Consider the following 19,274-nt stretch of genomic DNA (forward strand, 5'->3'; position numbering starts at 1 on the left):
ACAATCTTTAGCAAGAGTTCTACAGCTACCTGCTACTTACTCTGAACTGTTAGTTCTGATTATTCCACTGTCACCGATTTGGCAAGATTACGCGGCTGATCCACATCGGTCCCCTTGAGCAAAGCGACGTGATAGGCCAGCAGTTGCAGCGGCACGCTGTAGATGATGGGGGAGATGGCGATATCGACCGGGGCGATTTCCAGGATTGTCACCCCTTCGCCGGCGCTCATTCCGGCGTGCTGATCGGCAAACACATACAGCTTGCCGCCGCGCGCGCGCACTTCCTGCAGGTTGGACTTGAGCTTGTCCAGCAATTTGTCATTGGGGGCCACGGCGACGATCGGCACGTCGGCATCGACCAGGGCCAGCGGGCCGTGCTTGAGCTCACCGGCGGGATAGCCTTCGGCATGGATGTAGGAGATCTCTTTTAACTTGAGTGCGCCTTCCAGCGCCACCGGGTACATCATGCCGCGTCCCAGGAACAGGGCGTGATGTTTGTCGGCAAAATTTTCGGCCAGTTTTTCAATCTTGCTGTCCAGCTTGAGCACGTCCTCGATCATGCCGGGCAACTGACGTAATTGCTCGACGACCTTGGCTTCCATGTCCCTGGGCAGACCGTTACGCCGCGCCAGAACAATCAGCAACAGCAATATCGCCACCAGCTGGGTGGTGAAGGCCTTGGTCGAGGCGACGCCGATCTCCGGGCCGGCACGGGTCATCAGTGACAGTTCCGACTCGCGGACCAGTGAGCTTTCCGGCACGTTACAGATCGCCAGGGTATGCGCATAGCCGACTTCCTTGGCCAGGCGCAGGGCGGCGAGGGTATCGGCGGTCTCACCGGACTGGGAAATGGTGACAAACAGCGTATTCGGCTGCACGACTTGCCGCCGATAACGAAACTCGCTGGCCACCTCGACATTGCAGGGCAGACGGGTGACTGACTCGAAACCGTATTTGGCGATCATCCCGGCGTGGTAACTGGTGCCGCAGGCGACGATCTGAATATTGCGGACCTGTTTGAATATGCTCGCCGCTTTGGGTCCGAAACTGGCTTCCAGCACGGTGTCTTCGGTCAGACGCCCTTCCAGGGTTTCGGCGATCGCCTGCGGCTGCTCGTAAATTTCCTTGAGCATGTAGTGTGCGTATTCACCGCGCTCGACCGCATCACTGCTGAGTTTGCTCTCGTGGACGGGGCGTGTCACCGGTTGCCGGTTCAGATCGTAAATTTTGACCCCGTCACGCGCCAGTACCGCCACATCCCCTTCTTCGAGGATGTAAAACCGGTTAGTCACCGGTAACAGCGCGGCCATGTCGGAGGCGATGAAGTTTTCCTCCTCGCCAATGCCAATCACCAGTGGCGAACCGCGTCGCGCCGCCACCAGCTTGTCCGGCTCGGCGTTATAGACGACCCCCAGCGCATAGGCGCCTTCCAGATCATCGACCGTATCCTGCACGGCCAGCAGCAGCTCCTTGCCCTGATTGAGATGCTTGTGCAGCTGATGGACGATGACCTCGGAGTCGGTATCGGAGGTAAACAGGTATTCTTCGGCCTGCTGGGTATGCTTGAGGCCCTCGAAATTCTCGATAATCCCGTTATGCACCAGTGCGACGGATTGCTTGCACACATGGGGATGGGCGTTACGGGTGGCCGGCTCGCCGTGGGTGGCCCAGCGGGTATGGCCGATACCGATCTTGCCGTTGATCGGTAACTTTGTCAGCTCCTGTTGCAGATTGGCGATCTTGCCGACCGTGCGCACCCGGGTCAGACAGGCCTGCTCATCCAGCACCGCCACGCCGGCCGAATCATAACCGCGATACTCCAGCCGCTTCAGTCCGTCGACCAGTACCGGGGTGATGTCCCGGTTTGCAATGCCACCAACGATTCCACACATAATTACAGGGCCGAGGGACGAGGGCCGAGGGACGAGGACTTTCTATTTAATACTGTACTATTGGCGACCATAACTCCTCCATCACAAACATTACCTTGCCGCGAAATATTCAAAAACATACTTTCTCTTTTCCTCGTCACTCGTCCCTCGTCCCTCGTCCCTTTTCTTTCGTCGGTCGCTTCCAGCCCGTGACGGTTTTCTGTTTGGTTCGGCTCAGGGTCAGGGCGTTTTCAGGGGCGTCACTGGTCAGCGTGGTGCCGGCGCCGATGGTGGCGCCATCGCCGATCTTCACCGGGGCCACCAGCTGGCAGTCGGAACCGATGAAGGTGTCATCACCGATTTCGGTGCGATGCTTGTTGGCGCCGTCGTAATTGCAGGTGATCACGCCGGCGCCGATGTTGCTGCGCTCGCCAATCGTGGTATCGCCGACATAACTCAGGTGATTGATCTTGCTGCCGGCGCCGACCTGGCTGTTTTTCAGCTCGACAAAATTGCCGATGTGGGTCTGCGCTGCCAGTTCGGTGCCGGGGCGAATCCGGGCAAAGGGGCCGATGCGGCTGCCCGCGCCGATGCGGGTATTTTCGATCACGCTCATAGGCAGCACCTGCACGCCCTCGGCCAGTTCGCAATCCTTCAGCACACAGTTGGCACCCACTGACACGTTATCAGCCAGTGTGACGTGTCCCTCGATGATGACGTTGATATCCAGGGTGACATCCTGGCCGCTGGTGAGCTTGCCGCGAATATCGAGGCGCTGCGGATCGGCCAGCGTGACGCCCTGCTGCATCAGGCGTTCGGCCTGCTGCTGCTGATAGATGCGCTCCAGCTGCGCCAGTTGCTGGCGGCTGTTGACGCCCAGCACTTCAAAGGGATCGGCGGGATGGCTCACCCGTACGCCAACCCCGTCATTCACCGCCATGGCGATAATGTCGGTCAGGTAGTATTCGCCCTGGGCGTTGTTATTCTCCAGGCGTCCGAGCCAGGTCTTCAATTTGCCGCCATTGACGGCCAGGATGCCGGTATTCACCTCGCTGATGCGCCGCTGATTCTCATCGGCATCCTTGTGTTCGACAATGGCCGTCACCTGCCCGTGTTCATCACGCACGATGCGCCCGTAACCGCTCGGATCGTCCAGATGGACAGTCAGCAAACAGAGTTCGCGATCGGCGTATTCGCTCAGCAGGGCCAGGGTCTCGGCCGACAGTAACGGGACATCGCCGTAGAGCACCAGGACGATGTCCTCATCCGCCACCCCGGGCACCGCCTGCATTACGGCGTGCCCCGTGCCCAGTTGTTCCGCCTGCAGAACCCAGTTGATGGCGGGATCGGCAATCTGTTGCGGCACCTGCTCGCCGCCGTGCCCGTAGACCACGCTCAGCCTGGTCGGCAGCAGTTCGCGGGCAGTGTCGATGGTGTGTTGCAACATGGGCTTGCCGGCCAGCGGGTGCAGTACCTTGGGCAGGGTGGAACGCATGCGGGTGCCCTGGCCGGCGGCGAGGATGACGATATTCAGTTGCGGTTTGCCCATGCGGCGATTGTAGCGCGTCAGACGAATTAATTCAGCGTGCGCTTTTGTGCGGGATCGCCGACCGGTTGACCCGTGCCGCTCCCCTGCCCGGAGGCATCGCGAATGCCGATGATGTTGATGATAAAGACCACCGTCTTGCCGACAAACGGCGGGTTCCCGTCAAACTCGATGCGCCCGTCCTCGATTCGGCTCACGCGCATGGTCACACTCTCGCCGGCGGCGTCCTGGAACGTGGCTTCGGCGCCGAGCCGCTGGTACTCGCGGGGGACGTTCTTCAGCGCATCGGAAAAAGTCAGACCCGGATCATACTGACCAAACCCCTCTTCCGGGGTCAGGGTCACTTTCACCACATCCCCCACCTGGTGGCCCTCCAGCGCCCGGATCACCTTGGGAAACATTCGCTCATCCTGATCGTGCACGTAATCGTGGGGGATATCCGACTGCTCGAGGACTTCGCCGCTTTCGTCGGTAATCGTGTAGACAAAGGTGACGATCCTGTTCTTTTCCACCCGTTCTTCAGCCATGACATCTTCTCTTGATCATAATTGCATGGGCGACTGCGGCGACGCCAGCAGCGCAATGTCAGGTAGCGCTGCGTGCAACCTGACCGGCGTCTCGCCCCGTCAAAACCGGGGTCCACCAATCAATGACCGGATTCCGGCATCCGCGGAATGACTTGATTGGCGGTTCCCCCAAACGACAAAGGGGCAGTATAACAACTGCCCCTTTGCTCTGACACATCCATTAATTGCCGGGAGACGATCAGCGTTTCTTGCGCATCTTCTGGATCGTCTGCAGCTGGGCCACCGCCTCGGCCAGTTGGGCCTGGGCTTCGGCCAGCTCCATTTCGCCGGTCCGGTCCTTGAGTTCCTGCTCGGCGGCCTGTTTGGCCTCCAGCGCGGCGGCCTCGTCGAGATCGTGGGCACGTACCGCGGTATCCGACAGGACGGTCACGTGGTGCGGCTGCACTTCGAGAATCCCGCCGGAGACATAGAAGCTCTCTTCCTCGCCACCCGGCAGGGTGACGCGGACTTCCCCGGGCTTGAGCGGCGACAGCAGCTGGGTGTGGCGGGGATAGATCCCCACCTCGCCCGTGCTGGCCGGCGCCACCACGACTTCCGCCGTGCCGGAGAAGATCTCCGCTTCGGCGCTTACGATATCAAGATGCATGGTCATGGCCATGTTTCACTCCTCGCCCGCTCAAAGGGACTTGGCTTTTTCCAGGGCTTCTTCGATGGTACCCACCATGTAGAAGGCCTGTTCCGGGATGTTGTCGTATTCACCCTCGACAATCCCCTTGAAGCCGCGAATGGTGTCTTTCAGGGAGACATATTTCCCCTGCGCACCGGTAAACACTTCCGCCACGAAGAACGGCTGGGAGAGATAGCGCTGAATCTTGCGCGCGCGGGATACGGCCAGCTTGTCCTCTTCGGAGAGCTCATCCATCCCGAGGATGGCGATGATGTCCTTCAGCTCTTTATAGCGCTGCAGGGTCCCCTGTACCGCACGGGCCACGTCGTAGTGCTCGTCACCGATGACCAGCGGATCCAGCTGGCGGGAGGTGGAATCCAGCGGATCCACCGCCGGGTAGATCCCCAGCTCGGCGATCTGACGGGAGAGTACCAGGGTCGCATCCAGATGCGAGAAGGTGGTCGCCGGCGACGGGTCGGTCAAATCGTCCGCGGGCACGTAAACGGCCTGGAATGAGGTGATGGAACCGGTCTTGGTGGAGGTGATGCGTTCCTGCAGGACACCCATCTCCTCGGCCAGGGTCGGCTGATAACCCACCGCGGAAGGCATACGGCCCAGCAGGGCCGACACTTCGGTCCCGGCCAGGGTGTAACGGTAGATGTTATCGATAAACATCAGAACGTCACGGCCTTCGTCACGGAAGTACTCGGCCATGGTCAGACCGGTCAGGGCGACACGCAGACGGTTACCCGGCGGTTCGTTCATCTGGCCGTAAACCAGCGCCACTTTATCGAGTACGCCCGATTCGGTCATTTCGTGATAGAAGTCGTTACCTTCACGAGTTCGTTCGCCCACACCCGCGAACACGGAGTAACCACTGTGCTCCATGGCGATGTTACGAATCAGCTCCATCAGGGTTACGGTCTTGCCGACACCGGCACCCCCGAACAACCCGATCTTGCCACCCTTGGCGATGGGCATGACCAGGTCGATAACCTTGATCCCGGTTTCGAAAATCTCGATCCCGGTGGCCTGCTCCGCATAGGTCGGCGGCTTGCGGTGAATCGGCATGGCGTCGTCGGCACCGATGGGACCCTGTTCGTCCACCGGGTTACCCAGCACGTCCATGATCCGGCCGAGGGTCTTGGTACCCACCGGCACGGTGATCGGCGCGCCGGTGTTGGTCACCGCGGTTTCACGCTTGATCCCTTCCGAGCTGCCCATGGCGATAGTCCGTACCACGCCGTCGCCCAGCTGCTGCTGAACTTCCAGCGTCAGGCCGGTTTCCTCGACTGTCAGTGCGTCATACACTTTCGGCATCCGGTCACGCGGGAATTCCACGTCGATGACCGCACCGATGATTTGTACGATTTTTCCAGAACTCATTGTCAGTTCCCCTGTAACTTTGCTTGAAATCTGTTATACCGCCGCGGCGCCCGATACGATCTCGGACAGCTCCTGGGTGATGGCGGCCTGGCGGGCCTTGTTGTAGGCCAGCTGCAGGTCATCAATCAGGTTGCCGGCATTGTCGGAAGCGGCCTTCATTGCCACCATCCGGGCTGCCATTTCACAGGCGACGTTCTCTACCACGCCCTGGTAAACCTGGGACTCGATATAGCGCACCAGCAGGCCGTCGAGTACTTCCTTGGCATCCGGTTCGTAAATGTAGTCCCAGTGGTATTCGAGCTGTTCATCTTTCTCGGCGGAGGCCACCGGCAGCAACTGTTCGATCGTCGGCTGCTGGGTCATGGTGTTGACGAAGCGGTTATAGACCACGAACAGGCGATCGATCTCGCCGTTGTCGTAGGCATCCAGCATGACCTTGACGGTACCGATGACATCAGTCAGCGACGGCGCGTCACCCAGATGGGTCGTCTGCGCCTTGATGTTGCCGGTCAGCCGCTTGAAAAAACCCAGCGCCTTCTGGCCGACGGTGCAGAAGTCCATCTCGACATTCTGATCCTGCCATTGCTTCATGTCGTTGAGCACGACCTTGAACATGTTGTTGTTCAGGCCGCCGCACAGACCGCGGTCGGACGAGATGATGATGTAGCCGACCCGCTTGACCTCGCGCTCCTGCAGATACGCATGGTGATACTCGGGATGGGCAAAGGCCAGATGATCAATCACGCCCCGCATCTTGTCCGCGTAGGGACGTGAGCTGGACATCCGATCCTGCGCCTTGCGCATCTTGCTCGCCGCCACCATCTCCATGGCGCTGGTGATCTTCTGCGTATTTTTAACGCTGTTGATCTGAGTGCGTATTTCTTTGCCGCTCGCCATCGCGATAAACCCCGCTTACCAGGTACTGCTGGCTTTGAATTTCTCGATTGCCGCTTTCATGGTCGCTGCAATCTCGTCGTTGTAGTCGCCGCTGTCGTTGATTTGCTTGAGCAGATCCGACTGGTTCGACCGCAGATAGGCCAGCATGGCCTGTTCGAAGTCGACCACTTTTTTGACATCCACGTCATCCAGGAAGCCTTCGCTGGCGGCGTACAGGGAGAACGCCTGTTCGGCGACACTCATCGGCGCATACTGCTTCTGCTTCATCAGCTCGGTCACGCGCTGACCCCGTTCGATCTGCTTGCGGGTGGACTCGTCCAGATCCGAAGCAAACTGGGCGAAGGCCGCCAGCTCGCGATACTGGGCCAGCATCAGGCGCACACCGCCGCCGAGCTTCTTGACGATCTTGGTCTGGGCGGCACCGCCGACACGGGAAACCGACAGACCGGCGTTGATGGCCGGGCGGATACCCGCGTTAAACAGATCCGATTCGAGGAAGATCTGACCGTCGGTGATGGAGATCACGTTGGTCGGGACGAACGCGGAAACGTCACCGGCCTGGGTTTCGATGATCGGCAGCGCGGTCAGTGAACCGGTCTTGCCTTTCACCTCGCCGTTGGAGGCCTTCTCGACATATTCCTCGTTAACCCGCGCGGCACGTTCCAGCAGACGAGAGTGCAGATAGAAGACGTCACCGGGATAGGCTTCACGACCCGGCGGACGACGCAGCAGCAGGGACACCTGGCGATAACCCCAGGCCTGCTTGGTCAGATCGTCGTAGATGATCAGGGCGTCTTCACCGCGATCGCGGAAGTATTCACCCATGGAGCAACCGGCATACGGGGCCAGAAACTGCATGGCCGCCGATTCGGAAGCGCCGGCGGCAACCACGATAGTGTGTTCCATGGCACCGTGCTCTTCCAGCTTGCGGACCACACCGGCCACGGAAGACTGCTTCTGTCCGACAGCGACGTAGATACATTTCACGCCGGTGCCTTTCTGGTTGATGATGGCATCGACCGCGACGGCGGTTTTACCGGTCTGACGGTCGCCGATGATCAACTCACGCTGACCGCGGCCGACCGGCACCATCGCGTCGATGGCCTTCAGGCCGGTCTGTACCGGCTGGTCAACTGACTTACGCCAGTACACACCCGGCGCCACTTTTTCGACCGGGGCGGGCACGGCGTTTTCAATCGGGCCCTTGCCGTCAATGGGATTACCCAGGGCGTCGACCACGCGGCCCAGCAGGGCTTCACCGGTCGGCACTTCGAGGATGCGGCCGGTACATTTGACCTTGTCGCCTTCGGTGAGGTGTTCGTAGTCACCCAGAATAACCGCACCGACGGAATCGCGTTCGAGGTTGAGCGCCATACCGAAGGTGTTGCCGGGAAATTCGATCATCTCGCCCGCCATGACGTCATCAAGACCGTGAATGCGGACCACGCCATCCGCCAGGGCGACGATGGTGCCTTCATTGCGAGCCTCGGAAGCGGCTTCGAAACCTTCGATGCGCTTCTTGATCAGGTCGCTGATTTCAGATGGATTCAGTTGCATGATTGATATCCTTGTTAAAACCTTAATGCATCAGTGTATTAGTCAGCCGCTCTAACTGACCTGTGACAGAAGCATCAATGACCAGGTCTCCGGCTCGGATGATCGCACCACCTATCAGTGATTCATCGGTCGTGTTGACCAGTGTCACTTCACGTCCCAGACGATTTTTCAACGCGGCGATCATGGCCTGCTGTTGCTCATCGGAGAGGGGATACGGCGTCGTCACTTCTGCTTCGACTGTCTTTTCTGCTTCTGCGCGCTGTTCTTCGAACTGCTGGGCAATTTCGGGCAGTACCGTCAGGCGTCTGTTCTCAGCCAGAACCGTGAGCATGCTCTTGCCCTGCTCGTTGAGCTTGTCGGCGCAAACATCAGTGAACAGTTTGATCTTGGCCTCCTGACTGATCTCCGGATTACCGACCAGATCCATCGCGGCATCATCCGCCGCGACAGCAGCCAGCCACTGCAGCATTTCGGACCACTCTTTTAATTTGCCCTGCTGCTGCGCCAGATCAAAGGCGGCCTGCGCATAGGGACGTGCAATGGTGCTTTTCTCTGCCATAGTTCAGACCCCTAAATTTGCGCCACCAGATCCTTGAGCAGATCTTCGTTGGCCTTGGCATCGATCTCGCGCTTGAGAATCTTGCCGGCGCCGGCAACCGCCAGGGAGGCGACCTGACCGCGCAGTTCTTCCCGCGCCCGGTTCACTTCCTGTTCGATTTCGGCATTGGCCGTTGCAATAATACGTTCGCCTTCAGAGCGCGCGGTTTCCTTGGACTCTTCAACAATCTCCGAAGCACGCTTCTGAGCCTGGTTGATAATGTCCTGAGCCTGCTGCTTGGCTTCATGCAGAACTTCCGCTGCTTTCTTTTCAGCCAGCTCTTTCTCATGCGCGCCGCGCTCGGCTGCGGCAAGACCATCAGCTATCTTCTTCTTGCGCTCGTTCAGCGCGTTCATAATCGGCGGCCACACGAATTTCATGCAGAACCACACGAATACGATGAACGTAAGCGTTTGGCCTATGAGGGTTAAGTTGATATTCATCGCCAGAACCTTGGTTGATTAGTTCGAATGTCTGTTTCGCTTACTCGACTATTCCTGAACTTAGGCCGCAACGGCGAACAGAATATACAGGGCGATACCCACGGCAATCATCGGAACCGCGTCGGTCAGACCCATTACGATGAAGAACTGGGTACGCAGCATCGGAATCAGTTCCGGCTGACGTGCAGCGCCTTCAAGGAAACGGCCGCCCAGGACGCCGATACCAACCGCGGCACCCAGTGCACCCAGACCCAACATCAGAGAACCTGCGATATATAACAGAGCTTGTTCCATTGTTTTCTCCTGTAGCTTTAAACGTTAAATAACAAAAAATAAAAACTGTTTACGTCAGTGTTCCGACTGCGCCATATCCAGATATACGATGGTCAGGGTCATGAAGATGAACGCCTGCAGCGTAATAATCAGGATATGGAAAATGGCCCAACCCAGTTGCAGGAAGCCGCCAAAAATGCCCATCGCCAGACCGCCGCTGTACATCAGCGCGATCAGGATAAAGATCATCTCACCCGCGTACATGTTGCCGAACAGTCGCAGGGCCAGTGAAATCGGCTTGGAAATCAGTGATACGAATTCCAGAATAAAGTTGACCGGTATAAACAACGCCTGCACCACCGGATTCTTGGCCTGGAACGGCATCATGGTCAGCTCGCCCATGAAACCGCCCACACCCTTGTTCTTGATGCTGTAATGCAAAATCAGATAGAACACCGCGAAAGCCATACCGAAGGTGGCGTTCGGATCGGTGGTGGAGACCACCTTGAAATAGACATGATGGGGATCGGCGCCGAATACCGTGGAACCGACCCAGCCGGCCAGCGAGGGCAGCCAGTCGACCGGTACCAGATCCATCAGGTTCATCAGGAAGATCCAGATGAAGATAGTCAGTGCCAGCGGGGCGACGAGTTTATCCTTACCGTGAAAGGAGCCCCGTACGCTGGTGTCGATAAATTCGGCAATCCATTCGACAAAGTTCTGCCAGCCGCTCGGGGTGTCGGCGCTGGCGGTTTTGGCCGCCTTGCGAAACAGCCATAAAAACAGCGCACCCAGTACAATCGACCAGAGCATGGTATCCACATGGATCGCCCAGAAGCCCATCTCTTTGGCTTCCATTGCAGTATGGGCAAATCCCCAGCTTCCGTCGGGATGCTGACCATAGGTCCAGTTTTGCAAGTGGTGCTGTATATACTCTTTTGAAGTTGTCGTTTCGCTTGCCATGGTTGTGTCAAACCCAAATTTTTATTACGAGAAACCGTTCTCCGCCGCCGCGCCTAACGGGCGCGTAACGGGCGGGCAAAAAAGTAGCCGAGCTGGGCAGCGATAAAGCCGATCAATATCCCCGCGGCCTCAATCTTCAGAATCATCATGCCCAGCGCCAGCAAGGCGATGATGGTAATCAGGCGGAACAGCGTGGCCTTGTAGAACTCGGCCATGCGCAATACATTATTATCCGTCGCGGCGTCAGCGCTCTCTGTCGCCAGACTGATTCGCCAGGCACCCGCCAGGGCGCCGGCGATACCCACGGCGCCGCCATACAGCGTCGCCAGGCCAAAATCCGTCCCCTTATTCAGAAAAATCACTATTGCGGCGGCTGTGGTCAGCCCGACCTGAATCAGGATCAACCTCAAGAGTGTGCGTCGGAAGGCAATGTTCGCCGCATTGGGCATGCCGAAATCGTTCACTACTGCCTGCCCTCCGAGGGGACCTCAGCGTTCAAGGGCGCGTAGTATATGGGGTCGACCCGACATGGTCAATGATGGGCGTATCACTGAAATTTATCTGCATTTCAGCGAAAGCCTGCAACCATCAGGGTTTGCGAAGGTGTATAGCTAAAACAGTATGGCTATTATCACTATTTAATATGGGCAAGAATGCCGTCCAGCTCGTCCAGGCTGTTGTACTGGATCACCAGCTTGCCCCTGCCCCGGTTATCGGTCTGGATCTGCACTTTCGCGCCCAGCTTTTCCGACAGATCCGCCTCGAAGCGACGCACATCGGGATCCTTGTTCTGCGCGCTGGATTTCGGTTTGGCCGGCTGGGCCAGTTTGCGCACCAGGTTCTCGGTTTCGCGAACCGACAGACCGCGCCGGGCCACCTGCCGGGCCGCCTCGATCTGCGCGCCGCCCTGCAGCGCCAGCAGCGCCCGGGCGTGGCCCATCTCCATCTGTTCCGCTTCCAGCAGCTCCTTGACCGCCGGCTCCAGGCTCAGCAGACGCAACAGATTGGAGACCGCGGCGCGCGAGCGGCCCACCGCATCGGCGGCCTCCTGGTGGGTCAGGCCGAACTCCTCGATCAGCCGCTGCAGGGCCATCGCCTCTTCAACCGGGTTGAGCTCCTCGCGCTGGATGTTCTCGATCAGCCCCATGGCCATGGCGGCCTGATCCGGCACATCGCGCACCACCGCCGGGATCTCGTGCAGCCCGGCCAGTTGCGCCGCGCGCCAGCGACGCTCGCCGGCGATCAGCTCGAAGTGACCGGCCTGCGTATGCGGGCGCACCACGATGGGCTGGACCACGCCCTGGGCTTTGATCGAGTCGGCCAGCTCCTGCAGACTCTCCTCGGGAAAATCGTGGCGCGGCTGATAACGGCTTTTATGGATCACATCCACCGGCAGCATGCGCAGATGATCGCCCTGGGGATGTTGTTCGGGCTCGGGCAGCGCCACTTCGCCCGTCTCCGAGGTGGTAGTCTGTACCGGCGGCGAGGCGGCCGCCCCCAGCAAGGCATCCAGCCCCCGACCCAGTCCGCGTTTTTTACCTGCCATTGTACTCACCTGTCTCAGACGCCAGCGCCCAGTATATTAGCCTCTTTCGCCCCCTGGGCGCCGTGATCCTTGCGCAGGATCTCCCCGGCCAGCGCCAGATAGGCCAGTGCCCCGCGCGAGGTCTTGTCGTAAGTGATCACCGGCAGACCGTGGCTTGGCGCCTCGGCCAGGCGCACGTTACGCGGGATCACCGTGCGATAAACCTGCTGCGGGAAGTGCACGATCAATTGCCCGGAGACATCATTGGCCAGGTTGTTGCGCGGATCGAACATGGTGCGCAGCAGGCCTTCGACCTTGAGCTCCGGATTAACGCTGCCGCGGATCCGCTCGATCGTATTGAGCAGGGCCGAGAGCCCCTCCAGGGCATAATATTCACACTGCATGGGAATCATCACCGACTGCGCCGCCACCAGGGCATTGAGCGTCAACATGTTCAGTGAAGGGGGGCAGTCGATCAGAATGTAATCGTACTGATCGCGCACGTCTTGCAGACAATCGCGCAACTTATGCTCACGTTCGCTGCTGTTCATCAAGGCGATCTCGGCGGCCGTCAGATCGCTATTGGCCGGCAGCACCTCGTAGTTAATGCCCTCGGGACGCTGCAAAATCTGTCCGACATCCGCCTCACCCAGCAACAGATCACAGGTGGTCAGCGGCAGATCGTTTTTGTCGACACCGCTGCCCATGGTGGCATTGCCCTGGGGATCCAGGTCCACCAGCAAAACCCGGCGTTTGGTGGCCGCCAGGGACGCCGCCAGGTTGATGCAGGTGGTGGTCTTGCCGACCCCGCCCTTCTGATTGGCAATGGCGATCGTTCTGCCCATGATCTGATTCCCCTGTATCCGGCGTTATTGCCGGTCGGCGATGTGCCGGACCACTAACAGATGGCGCTCCGCTTCCAGCCCGGGCACCGCCAGTCGATGGCTCGCTTCCAGTTCGAAAGTATCGGGCAGATCGTCGAACTCCGCTACCGGATAAGTGCCCTTCATAACAAGAAACCGCCCGTCCGGCCGACACACATGGCGCGCCCCCCGGATCAGTTCCCCCAGGGTCGCATACGCGCGGGCAATGATAGTATCGAAGCCCGGTGAGGATTGGAACTGCTCCACCCGCGAATGTACCACAGAAACATTTTCCAGCCCCAGCTCCGCCGCGGCCTGGCGCATAAAACGAACCTTTTTGCCGTTACTGTCGAGCAGGGTAAATTGCCGCCCGGGGCAGGCCAGCGCCAGGGGAATACCGGGCAGACCGGCACCGCTGCCCACATCGAGGATACGCTGGCCGTGCAGATAGGGCGCGACCACCAGTGAATCCATCAGGTGGCGGGAGATCATCTGCGCCGGCTGACGCACCGCCGTCAGGTTGTAGGCGTGGTTCCACTTCTCCAGCAAGGCGATGAAATCCAGCAGCGTTTGTTCAGCCTGCGGCGGCAGGGCAAAGGGGAGTTCCCCCGTCCGCCGCCGCAGCTGATCCGCCAGCGCGCTACTCACTGTACGTCATGCCGCTCACTTTTGGCCTACGGCCACATCGCTCAGCTTGTCGAGCGCGCCCTGCATCTTCTTGATCACGTCGCCGCGATCATCGATGCCGTGCCGATCGGCAATATATTGCGGATCGTTATAGCCGAGCCAGACCTGGCCGTCGGCGTCCTCCCAGGCCAGTGCCTTCATCGGCAGGTCGATGCCCGAGGTCTGTTCACTGGTAAACATATGGCTGCCCAGCGCGGGATTGCCAAACAGCAACAGCTCGGTATCGCGCAACGGAATATCGACCCCGGCGGCCTTTTCGGCATGATTCCAGCGGGTGACGATGCTGATGCCTTTTTTCTTCAGGACATTCTCCAGGCGATCCAGGGTTTCACTGGTGCTGTGCGGGCTCTGCTTGACCACCAGTCCGGGCACATCACTGGCCCAGGCGGCCGGCAGCAAACAAAGACTCAGAATAAAGATCGACAAACGTTTCATTGGGCTTCCTCCTCCAGATGGATTGTTGTTATGGCGAAGCGAATGTGACGGGAATGCCACTGCAAGGTTCCCGGCTTCGCCGCAGACTCTCTCCTAGTCTGTCCACTCATTGTAATGATCCTGGCCGGCAATTCCCATCGCGGGTCGCCGCGACACCCGGCGACGCGTCTGCGCTGTTTTGACGCTTGTCGTGTTAATTCCCCCTTAAAGTTTACGTGAACCGGCCGATACCCCTGTAACCCGGTGACGCACCGCCCCGACAACAGACAACCCATTTCACCCTGGCCGATTCAGGCACGATGTGTGTAACAGCAGTCAGGGGCGCGAGGCGGGTAAAACGTCACTGCCAAACGCCAAGCGAGGTACATTATGGCCAATCAACATATTCTTATTGTGGATGACTCGCCCACCGATGTGCAGGCACTAACCGCATTGCTCGATCAGATTGGTGAGTTTGACATCAGCGTTGCCACCGATGGCGCCGAAGGGGTCCAGAAGGCGGCAGAGTTAGTGCCGGATCTGATCCTGATGGATGTGGTGATGCCCGGAATGAACGGATTTCGCGCCACCCGGGAAATCGTCCAGGCGGATAAAACCGCGCATATTCCGATCTTGATCGTCACCACCAAAGAGCAGGTGTCCGACAACATCTGGGCAATACGCCAGGGCGCGTCGGGATTTCTGAACAAACCGGTCGACCCGGACGAGCTGAAGACGCTGGTGCTGGAAGCGCTGGACTGAGGCCCTCGTTTAACCCGCGCTCTGCTTGATGTCAGCGCTGGTGTTTCGCTTTTTCAGGTACACCAGCAGCAGCGAGACCCCCGCCGGCGTCATCCCGGCGATGCGCGCGGCCTGGCCCAGGGTCGCGGGACGAATACGGTTGAGCTTTTCGCACACCTCGGCCGACAGCCCCTTGACCGCATGATAATCGATATCCTCGGGCAGAGCGGTTTCTTCATGACGACGCTGCCGGGCGATCTCGTCCTTCTGGCGTTCAATATAGCCGGCGTACTTGGCCTGGATCTCGACCTGCTCGGCCACCACCGGATCCGCAACGCACTCATCAACGTCCATCAATAACCCCAGATCGGCATACCCCACCTCGGGCCGGCGCAGCAGATCGTGCAGGGTCGCCTCGCGCGACAGTTTCTTGCCCAGTAACTGTTCCTGTTTAGCCGTCGGGATCTTCTCCGGATGGACCCAGGTCGAACGCAGTCGCTGCAGCTCCTGTTCGACCGCCTCGCGTTTTTGTTCGAACGCGGCCCAGCGCGCGTCATCGATCAGCCCCAGCTCGCGGCCTGTTTCGGTCAGGCGCAGATCGGCGTTGTCCTCGCGCAGCATCAGGCGGTATTCGGCGCGGCTGGTGAACATGCGATAGGGCTCCTGGGTGCCGGCGGTGATCAGATCGTCCACCAGCACCCCGAGATAGGCCTCGTCGCGCGCCGGACACCAGGGCGCTTTGTCCTGCACCTGCAGGGCGGCGTTGACCCCCGCCAGCAAGCCCTGGGCGGCGGCCTCTTCGTAACCGGTGGTGCCGTTGATCTGGCCGGCGAAGAACAGTCCCGGCATATATTTGGTTTCCAACGAGGCCTTGAGATCGCGCGGATCGAAATAGTCGTATTCGATGGCGTAACCGGGACGGGTAATGTGGGCGTGTTCAAAACCTTTAATCGAACGCACCAGCGCCAGCTGCACATCGAAGGGCAGGCTTGTGGAGATACCGTTGGGATACACCTCGTGGGTACTCAGCCCTTCGGGCTCGACAAAGATCTGGTGGGCGTTTTTGTCGGCGAAGCGTACCACCTTGTCCTCGATCGACGGACAGTAGCGCGGCCCGACCCCTTCGATCTCGCCGCTGTACATGGGCGAGCGATCCAGCCCGCCGCGAATGATCGCGTGAGTCCGTTCACTGGTGTAGGTGATATGGCAGGGCACCTGCGCCGGATGCTCTGCGGCATTCCCCATATACGAGAAGACCGGCAGCGGATCGTCGCCATGCTGGGCTTCCAGTTGGGAAAAATCGATGCTCTTGCCGTCGAGCCGCGGCGGGGTGCCGGTCTTGAGCCGATCGACGGTGAACGGCCGCTCACGCAGGCGCCGGGACAGGGCGTTGGCCGGTGGATCACCGGCGCGGCCGCCTTCGTAATTGGACTCGCCGATATGAATGCGCCCGCCCAGGAAGGTGCCCACGGTCAGTACCACCGCCCGGGCGGCGAATTTCAAGCCCATCTGGGTCTCGACCCCGACCACCCGATCGCCCTCGACGATCAGATCCTCCACCGCCTGCTGGAACAACGTCAGGTTGGGGGTGTTCTCCAGTTCCAGGCGGACCGCCTGCTTGTACAGCGCACGGTCGGCCTGGGCGCGGGTGGCGCGCACCGCCGGCCCCTTGCTGGCGTTGAGAATACGAAACTGGATCCCGGCCCGATCCGTGGCGCGGGCCATCAACCCGCCCAGCGCGTCCACTTCCTTGACCAGATGGCCCTTGCCGATGCCGCCGATGGCCGGGTTACAGCTCATCTGGCCCAGGGTCTCGATGTTGTGGGTCAGCAGCAGGGTGCGCACGCCGGGCCGGGCCGCCGCCAGGGCCGCCTCGGTGCCGGCGTGCCCGCCACCGACCACAATCACTTCGAATTTATCCTGATAAAACATGTGCTTGGGGCCTTATTAACAAGGGGCGCCATTGTACGCCGCTGGCGGGAAATGCGCCAACATTCGCTGCAGCGCACCTGGCCAACCCCAGACAAAAAATAGTATTGACAATGATTCTCATTTAGATATAGTAATACACAAGACTCACCACCCACACAGGAATCGCACGATGTACGTTTGTCTCTGCAAAGGCGTTACCGACACCCAGATCCGCGACGCGGTCATCGACGGCGCCGACTCCCTTGCCGACGTGCGCCGGGATCTCGGCGTGGCCAGCAACTGCGGCTGTTGCGCCAAGTGCGCCCGCCAGGTCATCAAGCAAACAAAGCAAGAGATAGCCTGCCTCGACGACGCCTGCCAGGTGGCCTGATTGCCCCACACTTTGCCGGGTTGCAAGCCGCGACCCCCGCCACTATCTTTTTTTTACTTTCACGCCCCAGGCGGCGCCATACAATAACCCGACAAGAGGCCGGACTCTTATGCAAGGCGACAACAAAGTCATCGAGTATCTCAACAAAGCCCTGAAAAACGAGCTGACCGCCATTAACCAGTATTTTCTGCACGCCCGCATGTACAAAAACTGGGGCCTGGAAAAGCTCAACGAGAAGGAATATGAAGAATCCATCGATGAGATGAAGCATGCCGATCAGCTCATCGAGCGGATCCTGTTTTTAGAGGGGCTGCCCAACCTGCAGGACATCGGCAAGCTGCACATCGGCGAGAACGTCACCGAAATGCTCAAGGGCGACCTCACCATCGAGCAGGAGGCCGTGCCGCTGCTGCGCGAGGCCATTGCCTATTGTGAATCCAAGCAGGATTACGTCAGCCGTGAACTGTTCGAATCGATCCTCGAAAGCGAGGAAGAGCATATCGACTGGCTGGAGACCCAGCTGGAATTGATCGACAAGGTCAGCCTGCAGAACTACCTGCAATCGCAGATGTAAATTCGGCCCGGGCCGCCTCCTTGTCGGGGGGAGCGGCCCGCGATCCGGACCCTTGCGCACCGCGAAAAACCCGTCCTCTCCCACCGGATAAAACCGCGCCGAACGCGACGCCGATTGCGCCGCCTGATCATCCAGTCGATACATAATCATCACCGCATCGCCACGGCCAGGGCATAAACCAGCACGAAACCGCCATGAATCGTTTTGTTTCGCCCCTGCCCCCGCGCCAGCACATACCAGATCCATACCGCCAAAGGCCACAACGCCATGAAGGCGAACAGAGAACATCACGTTCGTCCCCAGAGTGACATCGTTGGTGCTGCTGTCCCCGGCCGAGGTCAGATGGCCGATCAACAAAATCGCATACAGCCAGACCACCAGGGTCACCTGGGTCAGGTCGCACAGAAACATCAGGATAATGCGCCACGGTCCCAGACTGGCCAGCGCGGAGTCGTTACCCGCCGTGCAGAAACAGGCCGAACAGGCGATGAACTTGTAGGCGGTGAAGATGATCACCAGCAGGGTCAGTGCCAGGTGTTTTCAGAACTCCGGGTTAGACACCGTCCCCGGATAATCGGTTAGAAACTGAACATACTCGACGGAGGCCACCAGCAGGCCCTGAGCGATCACCGCCAGAATCAATCGCTGATTTTCTCGGAGAGCTTGCTGTAAACCGGATTCATCGCGGTTCTCTTTGTGGTGGCACCTCGGCGGCCCGGGTCGGGCGGGCATCATTTTAGCCATTTTTCATCAACTTAACTGGCCGGAAAATTTTTTCTCCGGCGGGCTTGATCGTTCTCCGAAAGTTCTCTACAGTTAGAGAACGTTAGGAGAACATATGCTCACGCAACTCGAACAGCGCATACTCGATTTCATTCGGGACTATATCGGTGACCATGAGCACGCACCGACCCTGAGCGAGATCGGCCAATCCCTGGAGATCAGCTCCAAGGGCACGGTGCATCGGTATGTGCAGTCGCTGATCGAGAAGGGCGAGCTGGAACATGTTCAACGTGGATGGCGCGGCATTCGACTTGCCAGTCCCACTCCCACTCGATCCACAACCCTCCCGCTGGTGGGTCGGATTGCCGCAGGCCACCCTATCGAGGCCATTCCCGGCCAGGAAGAACTGAATCTCAGCGACATGTTTGTGGGGCGCGATCGCTACGCCCTGCAGATCAAGGGCGACTCCATGATCGGGGTCGGCATTCTCGATGGCGATCTGGTGATCATCGAACCCCGGGATCGCGCCGAGTACGGCGATATCGTGGTCGCGCTGATCGACGAACAGGAAGCCACGCTCAAACGCTACAAACGCTATGCCGACGGCCGCGTGGAACTGAGTCCGGAGAACCCGGATCTGCAGCCCATGGTCTTCGATCCGCGCCGGGTCCGCATCCAGGGGATCCTGGTCGGCCAGCTGCGTACTTACCAATAAGC

At 59.4% G+C, this 19,274-nt stretch carries 22 protein-coding genes; 4 read left to right on the forward strand and 18 right to left on the reverse strand.

Going from position 1 to position 19,274, the window contains the following annotated elements; all coding sequences use genetic code 11:
• Window positions 1-59 precede the first annotated feature (59 nt).
• The 16 genes from glmS to EDC23_RS00460 all read right to left on the reverse strand — a co-directional run bounded on the left by glmS (window position 60) and on the right by EDC23_RS00460 (window position 14,238).
• A complete protein-coding gene (glmS, locus tag EDC23_RS00385) occupies window positions 60-1,892 on the reverse strand; it encodes a glutamine--fructose-6-phosphate transaminase (isomerizing) (protein ID WP_134080297.1) in 1,833 nt (610 codons plus the stop codon).
• A gap of 136 nt (window positions 1,893-2,028) precedes the next feature.
• Window positions 2,029-3,420 (reverse strand): bifunctional UDP-N-acetylglucosamine diphosphorylase/glucosamine-1-phosphate N-acetyltransferase GlmU, encoded by a 1,392-nt coding sequence (glmU, locus tag EDC23_RS00390; RefSeq protein WP_134080298.1) that lies wholly within the window; start codon window positions 3,418-3,420, stop codon window positions 2,029-2,031.
• 26 nt (window positions 3,421-3,446) lie between these two features.
• A complete protein-coding gene (locus EDC23_RS00395; protein ID WP_134080299.1) occupies window positions 3,447-3,944 on the reverse strand; it encodes an FKBP-type peptidyl-prolyl cis-trans isomerase in 498 nt (165 codons plus the stop codon).
• Between the two features lie 238 nt (window positions 3,945-4,182).
• Window positions 4,183-4,602, reverse strand: coding sequence for a F0F1 ATP synthase subunit epsilon (locus tag EDC23_RS00400; protein WP_134080300.1), 420 nt, complete (start codon window positions 4,600-4,602; stop codon window positions 4,183-4,185).
• Window positions 4,603-4,620: 18 nt separating this feature from the next.
• A complete protein-coding gene (atpD, locus tag EDC23_RS00405) occupies window positions 4,621-5,997 on the reverse strand; it encodes a F0F1 ATP synthase subunit beta (protein ID WP_134080301.1) in 1,377 nt (458 codons plus the stop codon).
• Window positions 5,998-6,030: 33 nt separating this feature from the next.
• The gene (atpG, locus tag EDC23_RS00410; protein WP_134080302.1) at window positions 6,031-6,894 is read right to left on the reverse strand and encodes a F0F1 ATP synthase subunit gamma; all 864 of its coding nucleotides are present in this window, start codon (window positions 6,892-6,894) and stop codon (window positions 6,031-6,033) included.
• 15 nt (window positions 6,895-6,909) lie between these two features.
• Window positions 6,910-8,451: a F0F1 ATP synthase subunit alpha gene (gene atpA, locus EDC23_RS00415; protein ID WP_134080303.1), complete on the reverse strand. Its 1,542-nt coding sequence runs from the start codon at window positions 8,449-8,451 to the stop codon at window positions 6,910-6,912.
• 22 nt (window positions 8,452-8,473) lie between these two features.
• The gene (locus EDC23_RS00420; RefSeq protein ID WP_134080304.1) at window positions 8,474-9,010 is read right to left on the reverse strand and encodes a F0F1 ATP synthase subunit delta; all 537 of its coding nucleotides are present in this window, start codon (window positions 9,008-9,010) and stop codon (window positions 8,474-8,476) included.
• Between the two features lie 11 nt (window positions 9,011-9,021).
• Complete coding sequence (locus tag EDC23_RS00425) at window positions 9,022-9,492, reverse strand: F0F1 ATP synthase subunit B (RefSeq protein WP_134080305.1); 471 nt, start codon at window positions 9,490-9,492, stop codon at window positions 9,022-9,024.
• A 60-nt stretch (window positions 9,493-9,552) separates the two neighbouring features.
• Window positions 9,553-9,786: a F0F1 ATP synthase subunit C gene (gene atpE / locus EDC23_RS00430; protein ID WP_134080306.1), complete on the reverse strand. Its 234-nt coding sequence runs from the start codon at window positions 9,784-9,786 to the stop codon at window positions 9,553-9,555.
• Between the two features lie 54 nt (window positions 9,787-9,840).
• Window positions 9,841-10,728 (reverse strand): F0F1 ATP synthase subunit A, encoded by an 888-nt coding sequence (atpB, locus tag EDC23_RS00435; RefSeq protein ID WP_134080307.1) that lies wholly within the window; start codon window positions 10,726-10,728, stop codon window positions 9,841-9,843.
• A 53-nt stretch (window positions 10,729-10,781) separates the two neighbouring features.
• Window positions 10,782-11,192: an ATP synthase subunit I gene (locus EDC23_RS00440; RefSeq protein WP_134080308.1), complete on the reverse strand. Its 411-nt coding sequence runs from the start codon at window positions 11,190-11,192 to the stop codon at window positions 10,782-10,784.
• A gap of 170 nt (window positions 11,193-11,362) precedes the next feature.
• Window positions 11,363-12,274, reverse strand: coding sequence for a ParB/RepB/Spo0J family partition protein (locus EDC23_RS00445; RefSeq protein WP_134080309.1), 912 nt, complete (start codon window positions 12,272-12,274; stop codon window positions 11,363-11,365).
• A gap of 14 nt (window positions 12,275-12,288) precedes the next feature.
• On the reverse strand, window positions 12,289-13,098 hold the full coding sequence (locus tag EDC23_RS00450) for a ParA family protein (RefSeq protein WP_134080310.1): 810 nt from the start codon (window positions 13,096-13,098) through the stop codon (window positions 12,289-12,291).
• Window positions 13,099-13,122: 24 nt separating this feature from the next.
• Window positions 13,123-13,764, reverse strand: coding sequence for a 16S rRNA (guanine(527)-N(7))-methyltransferase RsmG (gene rsmG, locus EDC23_RS00455; RefSeq protein ID WP_208321234.1), 642 nt, complete (start codon window positions 13,762-13,764; stop codon window positions 13,123-13,125).
• Between the two features lie 15 nt (window positions 13,765-13,779).
• On the reverse strand, window positions 13,780-14,238 hold the full coding sequence (locus EDC23_RS00460; RefSeq protein ID WP_134080311.1) for a DUF302 domain-containing protein: 459 nt from the start codon (window positions 14,236-14,238) through the stop codon (window positions 13,780-13,782).
• A 369-nt stretch (window positions 14,239-14,607) separates the two neighbouring features.
• Between EDC23_RS00460 and EDC23_RS00465 the strand changes: the two genes are divergently transcribed.
• On the forward strand, window positions 14,608-14,979 hold the full coding sequence (locus tag EDC23_RS00465) for a response regulator (RefSeq protein ID WP_134080312.1): 372 nt from the start codon (window positions 14,608-14,610) through the stop codon (window positions 14,977-14,979).
• Window positions 14,980-14,988: 9 nt separating this feature from the next.
• On the opposite strand, the gene mnmG is transcribed toward EDC23_RS00465, so the two are convergent.
• Window positions 14,989-16,890, reverse strand: a complete 1,902-nt coding sequence (mnmG, locus tag EDC23_RS00470) for a tRNA uridine-5-carboxymethylaminomethyl(34) synthesis enzyme MnmG (protein WP_134080313.1) — start codon at window positions 16,888-16,890, stop codon at window positions 14,989-14,991.
• A 169-nt stretch (window positions 16,891-17,059) separates the two neighbouring features.
• On the opposite strand from mnmG, the gene EDC23_RS00475 reads away from it, so the two are divergent.
• Window positions 17,060-17,260 carry a (2Fe-2S)-binding protein gene (locus tag EDC23_RS00475; protein WP_134080314.1) on the forward strand — a complete coding sequence of 67 codons (201 nt, stop codon included), beginning with the start codon at window positions 17,060-17,062 and terminating at the stop codon, window positions 17,258-17,260.
• 109 nt (window positions 17,261-17,369) lie between these two features.
• A complete protein-coding gene (bfr, locus tag EDC23_RS00480) occupies window positions 17,370-17,834 on the forward strand; it encodes a bacterioferritin (RefSeq protein ID WP_134080315.1) in 465 nt (154 codons plus the stop codon).
• A 540-nt stretch (window positions 17,835-18,374) separates the two neighbouring features.
• On the opposite strand, the gene EDC23_RS00485 is transcribed toward bfr, so the two are convergent.
• On the reverse strand, window positions 18,375-18,578 hold the full coding sequence (locus EDC23_RS00485) for a hypothetical protein (protein ID WP_134080316.1): 204 nt from the start codon (window positions 18,576-18,578) through the stop codon (window positions 18,375-18,377).
• Between the two features lie 94 nt (window positions 18,579-18,672).
• Between EDC23_RS00485 and lexA the strand changes: the two genes are divergently transcribed.
• Window positions 18,673-19,272, forward strand: a complete 600-nt coding sequence (gene lexA, locus EDC23_RS00490; protein ID WP_134080317.1) for a transcriptional repressor LexA — start codon at window positions 18,673-18,675, stop codon at window positions 19,270-19,272.
• Window positions 19,273-19,274: the final 2 nt, after the last annotated feature.

The organism is Thiohalophilus thiocyanatoxydans, from assembly GCF_004366735.1.
Lineage (GTDB): Bacteria > Pseudomonadota > Gammaproteobacteria > UBA6429 > Thiohalophilaceae > Thiohalophilus > Thiohalophilus thiocyanatoxydans.